Source organism: Pseudomonas sp. NFIX10 (genome assembly GCF_900111955.1).
GTDB classification, from domain to species: Bacteria; Pseudomonadota; Gammaproteobacteria; order Pseudomonadales; family Pseudomonadaceae; genus Aquipseudomonas; species Aquipseudomonas fluorescens_AA.
This window is the reverse complement of sequence record NZ_FOKH01000016.1, coordinates 99,459-111,514: the sequence shown is the minus strand read 5'-3', so window position 1 is coordinate 111,514 and position 12,056 is coordinate 99,459. Positions and strand designations below refer to the sequence as shown.

General features: G+C 61.9%; 7 protein-coding genes. 3 read left to right on the top strand and 4 right to left on the bottom strand.

What is annotated here, in order from left to right; all coding sequences use genetic code 11:
- Positions 1-283: 283 nt before the first annotated feature.
- Together BM321_RS16455 and gudD are read left to right on the top strand one after the other, a co-directional pair.
- Positions 284-1,630, top strand: a complete 1,347-nt coding sequence (locus BM321_RS16455) for an MFS transporter (RefSeq protein ID WP_092443341.1) — start codon at positions 284-286, stop codon at positions 1,628-1,630.
- Between the two features lie 27 nt (positions 1,631-1,657).
- Positions 1,658-3,001 (top strand): glucarate dehydratase, encoded by a 1,344-nt coding sequence (gene gudD, locus BM321_RS16450; protein ID WP_092443339.1) that lies wholly within the window; start codon positions 1,658-1,660, stop codon positions 2,999-3,001.
- A 182-nt stretch (positions 3,002-3,183) separates the two neighbouring features.
- Here the strand turns inward: gudD and glgB are convergent, their stop codons facing one another.
- The 3 genes from glgB to BM321_RS16435 all read right to left on the bottom strand — a co-directional run bounded on the left by glgB (position 3,184) and on the right by BM321_RS16435 (position 10,940).
- Positions 3,184-5,418, bottom strand: a complete 2,235-nt coding sequence (gene glgB / locus BM321_RS16445) for a 1,4-alpha-glucan branching protein GlgB (protein ID WP_092443337.1) — start codon at positions 5,416-5,418, stop codon at positions 3,184-3,186.
- Between the two features lie 11 nt (positions 5,419-5,429).
- Positions 5,430-8,774: a maltose alpha-D-glucosyltransferase gene (gene treS / locus BM321_RS16440; protein WP_092443335.1), complete on the bottom strand. Its 3,345-nt coding sequence runs from the start codon at positions 8,772-8,774 to the stop codon at positions 5,430-5,432.
- Between the two features lie 168 nt (positions 8,775-8,942).
- Positions 8,943-10,940 (bottom strand): alpha-1,4-glucan--maltose-1-phosphate maltosyltransferase, encoded by a 1,998-nt coding sequence (locus BM321_RS16435; protein WP_092443333.1) that lies wholly within the window; start codon positions 10,938-10,940, stop codon positions 8,943-8,945.
- A gap of 211 nt (positions 10,941-11,151) precedes the next feature.
- Between BM321_RS16435 and BM321_RS30545 the strand changes: the two genes are divergently transcribed.
- Positions 11,152-11,316, top strand: coding sequence for a hypothetical protein (locus BM321_RS30545; RefSeq protein WP_170847569.1), 165 nt, complete (start codon positions 11,152-11,154; stop codon positions 11,314-11,316).
- 137 nt (positions 11,317-11,453) lie between these two features.
- Here BM321_RS30545 and BM321_RS16430 read toward each other — a convergent pair whose 3' ends face one another.
- Positions 11,454-11,960 (bottom strand): MgtC/SapB family protein, encoded by a 507-nt coding sequence (locus BM321_RS16430; protein ID WP_092327343.1) that lies wholly within the window; start codon positions 11,958-11,960, stop codon positions 11,454-11,456.
- Between the last annotated feature and the right edge of the window lie 96 nt (positions 11,961-12,056).

Here is a 12,056-nt window from a genome sequence, read left to right as displayed (position 1 = left end):
CGGGCGTCGGAAATCTCATCGTCAAGCCGCAACTTGTATGACAACACTCCGAATCAGTCCATCCCAGCAAAAATCACCCCTTCAAAAAACTGTCCCGCGCAAGCCGGAAAGACGCTGGAGAAAATCAGGACAACCCAACAAATACGGCCTAAAAACACCATTCGCCCAATCCATTGATACTGAAAAATCGCTTGTCATCCAAAAAAATCAAGTTGTATGATGTCTATCAACATCGACACTTGCACGATGCCCCGCATAAAAATAACGAGTGGGAGAAAAACCAGTGAACACATCCAGCCTCAAGGCGAATGCCGGCGCGGATCCGGTGCTGTTGTCGGCCATCGCCAAGGTCAAGCGCCACATCCTGCCGCTGTTCGTCATCATGTTTATCGTCAACTACATCGACCGCGTGAACATCGGCTTCGTCCGTGCCCACATGGAGCACGACCTGGGGATCGGTGCCGCGGCCTATGGCTTTGGTGCCGGCCTGTTCTTCGTCGGCTATGCGCTGTTCGAAGTCCCGTCCAATATCCTCCTGCAACGCATCGGCGCCCGCATCTGGCTGACCCGCATCATGCTCACCTGGGGCCTGGTGGCGGCGGCCATGGCCTTCATCCAGAACGAAACCCACTTCTACATCCTGCGTTTTTTGCTGGGCGTGGCCGAAGCCGGATTCTTCCCTGGGGTGATCTACTATTTCACCCGCTGGCTGCCCGGCGTCGAGCGTGGCAAAGCCATCGCCATCTTCCTCAGCGGTTCGGCCATTGCGTCGCTGATCTCCGGCCCACTGTCGGGGCTGCTGCTGCAAATCAACGGCCTGGGCATGCACGGCTGGCAGTGGATGTACTTCATCGAAGGGATGTTTTCCGTCGGCCTGTGCGTCTTCGTCTGGTTCTGGCTGGACTCCAAGCCCCATGACGCCAAATGGCTGAGCCGTGAAGAACAGGATGTGCTGGTCAAGGCCATCGACGATGAACAGCGGGCTCGGGAAGCCGCCTCGCCGATCAAACTGTCCATCGGCCAGTTGCTCAAGGACCGCCAGATCATCCTGTTTTGCCTGATCTACTTCTTCATTCAATTGACGATCTATGCCGCCACGTTCTGGCTGCCGAGCATCATCAAGAAAATGGGCGAACTGAGCGACATTCAGGTTGGGCTGTTCAATTCGATCCCGTGGTTGCTGTCGATCGTCGGCATGTACGCCTTCGCCTCGCTGTCGGCCAAGTGGAAATTCCAGCAGGCCTGGGTCGCCGCAGCGCTGTTGATCGCGGCAGCCGGGATGTTCATGTCCACCACCGGCGGACCGATTTTCGCCTTCGTCGCCATCTGCTTCGCGGCCCTGGGTTTCAAATCGGCATCGTCGTTGTTCTGGCCGATTCCCCAGGCTTATCTGGACGCCCGGATCGCCGCCGGGGTGATTGCCCTGATCAACTCGGTGGGCAACCTCGGTGGGTTCGTCGCCCCGACCACGTTCGGCCTGCTGGAAGAGCACACCGGCTCGATCCAGGGCGGCCTCTACGGCTTGGCGGCCACCTCGATCATTGCCGCGGTCATCGTGTTTGCCGCGCGCAACACGCCCAAGCCCAAAGCCGTGACGACGCCGTCCGATCCGGCCGCCAGCCACGTCTGATCATTCGATTGCCAAGGATAAGTACAGATGAGTATTCCTGAAACCCGCAAAGCCCCGATCATCACCAGCATGCAGGTCGTGCCCGTGGCCGGCCATGACGGCATGCTGCTGAACCTCAGCGGCGCCCATGGTCCGTTCTTCACCCGCAACATCGTGATTCTCAAGGACAACGCCGGCCACACCGGCGTGGGCGAAGTGCCCGGCGGCGAGCGCATTCGCCAGACCCTCGAAGACGCCCGCTCACTGGTAGTCGGCAGCCCTATCGGCACGTACCAGAAGATCCTCAACACGGTGCGCCACGCCTTCGCCGACCGCGATGCCGGCGGCCGTGGCCTGCAGACCTTCGACCTGCGCATCACCATCCACGCGGTCACGGGCCTGGAAGCGGCATTGCTGGATCTCCTCGGCCAACACCTGAACGTACCGGTCGCCGCCCTGCTCGGCGAAGGCCAGCAGCGCGACGAAGTGAAGATGCTCGGCTATCTGTTTTATGTCGGTGATCGCCAGCAGACCGACCTGGCCTATCGCAGCGAACCGGACGCCGATAACGACTGGTTCCGCGTGCGCCACGAAAAAGCCCTGGACGCCGACGCCGTGGTCCGCCTGGCCGAAGCGGCCCAGGCCCGCTATGGCTTCCAGGACTTCAAGCTCAAGGGCGGCGTGCTCCAAGGCGACGCAGAAATCGAGGCGGTCACGGCATTGGCCGAACGTTTTCCCCAGGCCCGCATCACCCTGGACCCGAACGGCGCCTGGTCACTCAAGGAAGCGATCCGTTTGTGCCGCGACCAACACAAGGTGTTGGCCTATGCCGAAGACCCTTGCGGTGCCGAGAACGGCTATTCGGGGCGCGAGGTCATGGCCGAGTTCCGCCGCGCCACGGGCCTCAAGACTGCGACCAACATGATCGCCACCGACTGGCGCGAGATGGGTCATGCCATCACCTTGCAGTCCGTGGACATTCCCCTGGCAGACCCGCACTTCTGGACCATGCAGGGTTCCGTGCGGGTGGCGCAGATGTGCAATGAGTGGGGCCTGACCTGGGGCTCGCACTCCAACAACCACTTCGACATTTCCCTGGCAATGTTCACCCACGTGGCCGCCGCGGCACCGGGCGACATCACCGCCATCGACACCCACTGGATCTGGCAGGACGGCCAGCGACTGACCAAGGCGCCCTTGCAGATTGAGGGCGGCCGCGTACAGGTGCCGAAAAAACCGGGGTTGGGGATCGAGCTGGACCTCGACCAACTGGCCAAGGCCCATGAGTTGTACAAAGGCATGGGCCTGGGGGCGCGGGACGATGCGGTGGCGATGCAGTTCCTGATTCCGGGCTGGACGTTCAACAACAAGCAGCCGTGCCTGGTTCGCTGAAAGAATCACAACATTCCTTCAAGTGAGCACATCCCTGTGGGAGCGGGCTTGCTCGCGAAAGCGGTCTGACGGTCAACATCGATGCTGACTGTCAGGCCCTCTTCGCGAGCAAGCCCGCTCCCACATTGGAACTGTGGTGATCTTTAATTCTATGACCGCCACAGTTGTCCTCTGTGTAAACCCTAACCCTCCGGCCGCATGATCAGCACCGCCAACGGCGGCAGGTTCAGTTCCAGCGACAGGGCCTGGCCATGGCTGGGTACTTCTTCGGTGAAGGCGCCGCCGCCGTTGCCGTAGTTGGAACCGGCGTAGGTGTCGGCATCGCTGTTGAGCAATTCCACCCAACGCCCGGCGAACGGCACGCCGACCCGGTAGGCCTCGCGCGGCACCGGGGTGAAGTTGGCGACCACCAGCACCGGCTTGCCCTCCTTGCTCCAGCGCAGCCAGGCGTAGACGCTGTTGAGCGCATCGTCGCCAATCAGCCACTGGAAGCCCTGGGGCGCATCATCCTGGTCATGCAGCGCCGGTTCTTCGCGGTACAGCCGGTTCAGATCGCTCACCAGCTTCTGCACACCCCGGTGCTCAGGGTATTGCAGCAGGTACCAATCCAACTGCTGGTCGTGGTTCCACTCGCGCCATTGGCCGAACTCGCACCCCATGAACAACAGCTTCTTGCCGGGATGGCCCCACATGAAGCTGAGGTAGGCCCTCAGATTGGCGAATTTCTGCCAGCGGTCACCGGGCATCTTGTCGATCAGCGAGCGTTTGCCATGGACCACTTCGTCGTGGGAAATCGGCAGTACGAAGCGCTCGGACCAGGCATACACCAGGCCGAAACTCAGTTCGTTATGGTGATGGGCGCGGTACACCGGGTCTTGCTGGATGTAGTGCAACGAATCGTGCATCCAGCCCATGTTCCACTTGTAGGCAAAACCCAGGCCGCCCTGCTGGGTACTCTGGCTGACCCCCGGCCACGCGGTGGACTCTTCGGCGATGACCAGCGCACCGGGGGTTTCCAGCGCCACTACATCGTTGAGGTGCCGGAGGAAATCGATGGCTTCGAGGTTTTCCCGACCGCCGTGGCGGTTGGGCACCCACTCGCCGGCCTTGCGCGAATAGTCGCGGTACAACATCGAGGCCACTGCATCCACCCGCAGGCCGTCGACGTGAAAATGCTTGAGCCAGTGCAACGCCGAAGCCAGCATGAAACCGTGCACTTCGGTGCGGCCCAGGTTGTAGATCAGCGTGTCCCAATCCTGGTGGAAACCCTCCAGCGGGTTGCCGTATTCGTACAGCGCGGTGCCATCGAACTGGGCCAGGCCGTGGGTATCGGTGGGGAAATGCGCCGGCACCCAGTCGAGGATGACGCCGATATTGGCCTGGTGGCAGGCGTTGACGAACGCGGCGAAATCGTCGGGCGATCCGAAGCGTGCCGTTGGCGCGAATTGCGACAGCGGCTGATAGCCCCAGGAGCCGCCGAACGGGTGTTCCATGATCGGCATCAGCTCGATGTGAGTGAAGCCCAGATCCCTGACATACGGAATCAGCCGCTCGGCCATTTCGTGCCAGGTGTATTGCCGGGCCACCTCGCCCGCTTCGTCGATTTCGCACTGCCAGGAGCCGGCATGCAACTCATAGATCGACAAGGGCGCGCCCGGTAGCTGGCGTTCGCGACGACTCTGCATCCACTCGTCGTCCTGCCACTCGATCTTCAAGGGCGAGGCGACTTTCGAGGCCGTGTCCGGCGGCATTTGCGTGGCCAGCGCCACCGGGTCGGCCTTGAGGGGCAGGATCCCGTGGGCGCCGAGGATTTCATATTTGTAGGCCTCCCCCGCCCCCAGCCGCGGGATGAACAACTCCCACACGCCGGATGGATAACGAATGCGCATCGGATGCCGGCGCCCGTCCCAGACGTTGAAGTCCCCCACCACCGAGACGCGTCGTGCATTCGGTGCCCACACGGCGAAGCGCACGCCCTCGACACCGTCGACGGTGGTCAGCTGTGCACCGAGGCAGGAACTGAGATCGCGGTGATTGCCCTCGGCGAACAGGTAGAGGTCCATCTCCCCCAGCAGTGGACCGAAGCTGTACGGGTCTTCGGCAACCTGCTCGCCGCCGGCCCAACGGGTGCGCAGCAAGTACGCTTGGGCGTGATCGAAATGGCCGACGAACAATCCCGGGGTTTCGGTGGGTTGCAGTTCCCCCAGCTCTTCGCCGCCTTCTCGGGCCAGCACCTGTACACTCAGCGCGCCAGGCAGGTAGGCGCGGATGAACTGGCCACCGGCGCCGTCGCCATGGGGCCCCAGGATGGAAAACGGATCGTGATGTTCGGCGCGCACCAGCGCGTCGATGTCATGGAGGGCCGGCAACAAGGATTCCTTGGCCTGCCCTTGGGGTTCTTTGTTCGAGACACTCATGATTCTCTCCACTAAATCGGTCCGGCTAAGTCGGAAAAGGGTTGCAGCCCACTCAACAACCCGACCAGACCGTGCAATGGCACGGGCAGCCAGGCGGGGCGATTCTCGGCTTCATAGGCCACTTCATAGGCCGCCTTCTCCAGGCCGAACAACGCCAGCGCGGCGTCTTCGCCTTCAGCATCCTTCCACTCATGGGCAAGACTAGCTGCCGCCAGCCGATATGCCTCGACAAATGCCTGGCGGGCCTCTTTCAAATAACGCTCGGCGACCCGTTGCCGCGCCGCATCGGCATCGGCCGTGCTGTCGACGGTATTCAAGTGGATCGCCATGGCCGCCGCATAATCGAAGGAACGCAACACGCCGCTGACGTCCTTGTACGGGCTGTGCTTGCCCCGTCGTTCATGCAATGGCCGCGCCGGCTCACCTTCGAAATCGATCAGGTAGGCGTCGCCCTTGATCACCAACACTTGGCCCAGATGCAAGTCGCCATGGACGCGGATACGCAAGCCACCGACGGCCTTGCCGGCCAACGCCTGGACATGGGCCAGAACGGTTTTCTTGTGCTCCAACAAACGTGCGACCATGGCCTGGTCCGCGGGGTTCAATTGGCCCTGGTTCTGCTTGAGCAGACGCAAGGCGTTTTCCACCTGGCCGGCCACGTCCTTGCCGATGGCCTGGGCTTCCTTGGCGTTGGTGGCCTGCGGCGCGAAGTCCGGATCGTCGGTAGCCTGAGCCAGTACCCGGTGCATTTCTCCCAGGCGCTGGCCGAGCATGCCGGCGAAATCCTTCAGTTCGCCCAAGGCGTTGTAATGCTGCTCCTGCTCGGACACGGCGTCCGCCAGCTCATCGCGCAAGGCGCGTTCGAGGTTGTTCTGGGTCCATTCCCAGGCGTCGCCCTGATTGCTCAGGTAGCCCTGGGCGATCATCAGCAACGCATCTTCGCCTTCGGCATCGCGGCGAACCACCGAACCCAGCAGCGGTGAAATATTGCTGAAACCCGCGGCGGTCAGGTAGGCGCTCATCTCCAGTTCCGGGTGCACGCCCGAGGCCACCTTGCGGATCAGCTTGAGTACCAGGCTCCCTCCCACCACCACCGAACTGTTGGACTGTTCAGCGGACAGGTAGCGTACCTCCGGCTCCTCTCCCAGGTTCAACGCCGCCAGGCCTTCGGTCGGTTCGAAGCGCAACTCACCTTCGGCGAACGGCAGCACCGTGGCGGTCTGCATGCTGTGCAGCACGGCGCGCACGAAGCCTTCCAGGCTGAATGCATCGGTGATCAACCCCACCTGACGCCCTCGACGTACCCGCGACAAGGCCAGTTGCTGCGGCAATGCCGCACCGACCTGGTCTTCGGCGAGCAAGCCGAACGGCAACTGGTAACGCAGGGTCTGGCCGCCACTGGTGACATCGATTTCACTGAGGAGCACGGGGCGCTGCGGATCGCCGAAGCGCACGCCATAGACAATGTCGACCTTCTCGATCGCACTGTCCTTGCCGGCGAACCAGCGCCGGTTCTGTAGCCAGCTGGGCAGGATGGTTTGCTCCAGGGTGGTGCGCGATGGCGCCTCGAGCAATTCTTCCAGGCGTTTTTTCAGCACCAGGGTGGTGAAGTCCGGCAGGCTCTGGGCCGGTTCCACGTGCCAGCTCGGCATCTGGTTTTCCGCCGCCAGGACGAACCAATAGAAACCGTACGGCGCCAGGGTCAGCAGGAAGTTCAACTGGCCAATGGGTGGGAACGCGTTGCCACCGAGCATCTCCACCGGAACCATGCCGGCGTAGACCGACAGGTCCAGCTCGGCGGCCTGGGCGCTGCGGGACACGTTGGCCACGCACAGGATGATTTCGTGCTTGCCGTCGGGGCCGGTGTATTCGCGGGTGTAGGCCAGGATCCGGCGGTTGCTGGGCGAGAGCATTTTCAGCGTGCCCCGGCCAAAGGCCTTGGACTGCTTGCGCACCGCCAACATCCGCCGGGTCCAGTTGAGTAACGAATGCGGGTCGCCGGCCTGGGTCTCGACGTTGACCGACTGATAGCCATACTGCGGGTCCATGATCGGCGGCAGTACCAGGCTGGCCGGGTCGGCGCGGGAGAAGCCGCCGTTACGGTCGATGGACCATTGCATCGGCGTACGCACGCCATCGCGGTCGCCCAGGTAGATGTTGTCGCCCATGCCGATTTCATCACCGTAGTACAACGTCGGCGTGCCGGGCATCGACAACAGCAGGCTGTTGAGCAACTCCACGCGACGACGGTCGCGCTCCACCAGCGGCGCCAGGCGCCGGCGAATCCCCAAGTTGATGCGCGCCCGACGGTCGGCCGCGTAGTAGTTCCACAAGTAGTCACGCTCCTTGTCAGTCACCATCTCCAGGGTCAGTTCATCGTGGTTGCGCAAGAAAATCGCCCACTGGCAATTGGCGGGAATCTCCGGGGTCTGGCGCAGGATGTCGGTGATCGGGAAACGGTCTTCCTGGGCCAAGGCCATGTACATGCGTGGCATCAGCGGGAAGTGGAAAGCCATGTGGCATTCGTCGCCGTTCATCCCTTGGGCGTCGACATCACCGAAGTACAACTGGGTGTCTTCCGGCCATTGGTTGGCCTCGGCCAGCAGCATGCGGTCAGGATAGTTGGCGTCGATTTCGGCACGGATCAGTTTCAGGACGTCATGGGTCTCGGGCAGGTTTTCGTTGTTGGTGCCGTCGCGCTCGATCAGGTACGGGATGGCATCCAGGCGCAGGCCGTCGATACCCATGTCCAACCAGTAGCGCATCACCGACAACACGGCCTTGATGACCTGCGGGTTGTCGAAGTTGAGGTCGGGCTGGTGGGAGTAGAAACGGTGCCAGAAGTACTGGCCCGCCACTGGGTCCCAGGTCCAGTTGGACTTTTCGGTGTCGAGGAAGATGATCCGCGTGCCGTCGTACTTATGGTCGTCATCGGACCAGACATAGAAGTCCCGCGCCTTCGAACCCGGCTTGGCCTTGCGCGCGCGCTGGAACCAGGGGTGCTGGTCCGAAGTGTGGTTGATGACCAGTTCGGTGATCACCCGCAGGTTGCGCTTGTGGGCTTCGGCAATGAACCGCCGCGCATCGGCCATGGTGCCGTAGTCGGGGCTGACGCCACGGTATTCGGCGATGTCATAACCGTCGTCGCGCCGGGGAGAAGGATAGAACGGCAGCAACCAGATGGTGTTGACGCCCAGGTCGGCGATGTAGTCGAGTTTCTCGATCAGGCCGGGGAAATCGCCGATCCCGTCGTTATTGGAGTCGAAATAGGATTTAACGTGGACCTGGTAAATCACCGCGTCCTTGTACCAGAGCGGATCCTTGATGAAGGTGGCAGACCGGGGTTTCTTCGCCATTTGCAACTCCTGATAATTCATTAAAGCCGCGGGATACAGGCTTGAAAGGTCTTTTTATGGAGGGAGGCCTGCGCTTTGTGGGAGCAACGCTTGCTCGCGATGCAGGCACCTCGATCCCTCAGGGTGACCGCGCCCTTTTCAGCGCGGGCAAGCCTCGCTCCCACAGCGTCATGCCACGCTGATCCGCCAAATCCCGAACGGCTGGTACGCCGGATCGATACGCATGAACTGGTACTTGCCGTACCAGGTCCAGCGATGCCCGTTCATCAAATCCTCGCCCTGGGTCTGGGCGTCGTCGGGCAGGCCCATTTCCCACAACGGCAATTCGAAACTGGCTTCCTGCGGGTTGTGCGGATCAAGGCTCACCGCCACCAGGATGAAATTGCTGCCGTCGGCGGTGCGCTTGCCGAAATAGAGAATGTTGTCGTTCCACGCGTTGTAGATTTTCAGGCCCAAGTGGGTATGCAGCGCCGGGTTCTGTCGGCGGATGCGGTTGAGCTGGGCGATCTCGGCAATGATGTTGCCCGGCGCGGTGAAGTCGCGAGGGCGGATCTCGTATTTCTCCGAATCGAGGTATTCCTCTTTGCCCGGTACCGGGGCCGACTCGCACAGCTCGAAGCCCGAATACATGCCCCACAGACCCGAGCCCATGGTTGCCAGGGCTGCGCGGATCAAGAAGCCCGGGCGCCCCGACTCATGAAGAAAGGCCGGGTTGATGTCTGGCGTGTTGACGAAAAAGTTCGGCCGGTAGCATTCACGCCAAGGCGACTCGTTGAGCTCGCTGAAGTAGGTCGCCAGCTCGGCCTTGGTGTTGCGCCAGGTGAAATAGGTGTAGCTCTGGGAATAACCGACCTTGCCCAGTCGCGCCATCATGGCCGGGGTGGTGAACGCTTCCGCCAGGAACATCACTTCGGGGTATTGGGCCCGGACGTCGGCGATCAGCCATTGCCAGAACGGCAGTGGCTTGGTGTGAGGGTTGTCGACGCGAAATATCTTCACGCCTTCCTCGACCCAGCCCACCACGATGTCCCGCAGTTCCAACCACAGGCTGGGAATCGCATCGGCCGCGTAGAAATCGACGTTGACGATGTCCTGGTATTTCTTCGGCGGGTTTTCCGCGTATTTGATCGTGCCATCCGGTCGCCAGCTGAACCAGCCCGGGTGCTGCTTGAGCCAGGGGTGGTCCTGGGAACACTGGATCGCAAAGTCGAGGGCAATCTCCAGGCCGTGCTGCGCGGCGGCCTCCACCAGGCGCCGGAAGTCCTCGCGGCTGCCCAATTGCGGGTGAATGGCCTCGTGCCCGCCCTCCTCGCTACCAATGGCATAGGGGCTGCCCGGGTCGTCGGGACCGGCGGTGAGGGAGTTGTTCGGGCCTTTGCGGAAACTGCGACCGATGGGGTGGATCGGCGGGAAGTACAGCACGTCGAACCCCATGTCCTGGATCACCGGCAGGCGCGAATGCACGTCATTGAACGTACCATGGCGCTGGGGATCGTCGGTGATCGAGCGGGGAAACAACTCATACCAACTGGCAAACTCGGACAGCTTGCGTTCCACATCCAAGGGGTATTCGGGGCTGATGCTCAAGTAAGGTCGATGATCGGCCTGGGACATCAACTCGGCGCTGCGCGGTGCCAGGAACAGCGCCACCTGCTCCGTCGGCAACAGGCCGGAAAGCTCATGGTGCAAAGCCGCCAGTTGCTCGCTCAGTTCCCCTGTGCTGCGCTCGACGGCCATTTGCACTTGGTTGCGTCCTTCCTGCAACTCCAGGCTGATCGGCACCCCGGCACCGAATTTCTTCTCCAGTTCGTAGCGGAAACTGGCGAACTGATCGATCCAGGCCTCGATGCAGAAGACATAGCGACCTTGCTCCGGCACGTTGAACTGGCCGCGCCAGCCGTTATTGCCCAGGTCGCTCATGACCTCGCTGTTCCACAGCTCATCCTGCAGCGAACGCCAGCGAATGCGCACCGCCAGCTTGTCGTGACCGTCGGCGAACACTTTACTGGTCACCGTCACGTCCTGCCCGGCCACGGCCTTGGCGGCAAATTGCCCGCCGTCGATCACCGGCATGGTGTTTTCAATCGCGATACGCGGTAACAACAAGGCTTGAGACAACGGCAAATGCGGGTTGTAGGCCAGGTCAGACGGGTGTTCAGCAGTCATCGAGCATCGCTCCTTTTACGCCCCATGGACGCGCTTGTGGCGGTAAAGGCCCAATGGGTCCCTGAAAAAACTCACTTAAACTCCGAACCGGGACGACGGCTAAAAGTTCAGCGGGATTTGCCCCTCGATGTATCCGGGATCAAACCCGGTACAGGATGGTCAACAACCATAAGCACGACTCAAGCCATGTGCGTTACGGAGATCCGTCCCGATGAATATTCCCATCCCGGCCGAAACACCCGATCCGAACATCGACGACCCCACCTTGCCCCCGCCCGGCCCTGATCCGGAACCGATTCCCGAGAAAGACCCGCCGCTGACCCCACAACCGCCCAAGGGCGACCCGCCCAGCGAGGCGCCGCCGGAGCGGGTTTGATTCAACGACTCGGTACCAATCCCTGTGGGAGCGAGCTTGCTCGCGATAGCGGAGTGTCAATCAGCATAGTGGCTGGCTGATGCCCCGCCATCCTCGAAACGCCGCTCGGTGCGAGCGTGCGCCCACAGGTCTCACATTCAAGCCGATGGCTTGTCGCCCTTCTCCAGTGCCCGAACAATGACCGGCATCACACTGAAGATCACCAGGGCCAACACCGTACTGAGTACCGCAGTCGCTTCCCGGCCCAGCCCGGCGGCGACGCCAATGGCCGCAGTCATCCACAGGCCGGCGGCGGTGGTCAGGCCTTTGACGTGACTTTCATCGCCGTCGTTGTTTTTCAGAATCGTGCCGGCGCCAAGAAAACCGATACCGGCGACCACCCCTTGTATCACCCGGCTCATGGCATCGGCCTGGGACCCGGACATTTGTGGCACCAATACGAACAACGCCGCGCCCAGGGCCACGAGCATGTGGGTTCGCACGCCGGCAGCCTTGCCCTTGTGTTCGCGCTCGAAACCCAGGATGCCACCCAGCAGCGCGGCCATGACCAGCCGCACCGTGACCCGGGTCATCTGCTGGGCATCGGTGATGTCGGCGAATTCCGCCTGCAGGGTTATCCAGACTTCATGCCACCAGGCTTCCATGGACCGTCCTCTTTCTCAATTGGATAGACGATGGACCGCAAGCGAAGCCAGAGGTGCGCCCGACCGCTGATCAGCCACAGCGAACCCTGGCCGGCG

What these genes read in the sequence shown, in the direction of transcription:
- gudD (WP_092443339.1), top strand. Translation starts at nt 1,658, where the DNA reads ATGAGTATTCCTGAAACCCGCAAAGCCCCGATCATCACCAGCATGCAG.
- glgB (WP_092443337.1), bottom strand. Translation starts at nt 5,418, where the DNA reads ATGAGTGTCTCGAACAAAGAACCCCAAGGGCAGGCCAAGGAATCCTTG.
- treS (WP_092443335.1), bottom strand. Translation starts at nt 8,774, where the DNA reads ATGGCGAAGAAACCCCGGTCTGCCACCTTCATCAAGGATCCGCTCTGG.
- BM321_RS16435 (WP_092443333.1), bottom strand. Translation starts at nt 10,940, where the DNA reads ATGACTGCTGAACACCCGTCTGACCTGGCCTACAACCCGCATTTGCCG.
- BM321_RS30545 (WP_170847569.1), top strand. Translation starts at nt 11,152, where the DNA reads ATGAATATTCCCATCCCGGCCGAAACACCCGATCCGAACATCGACGAC.
- BM321_RS16430 (WP_092327343.1), bottom strand. Translation starts at nt 11,960, where the DNA reads ATGGAAGCCTGGTGGCATGAAGTCTGGATAACCCTGCAGGCGGAATTC.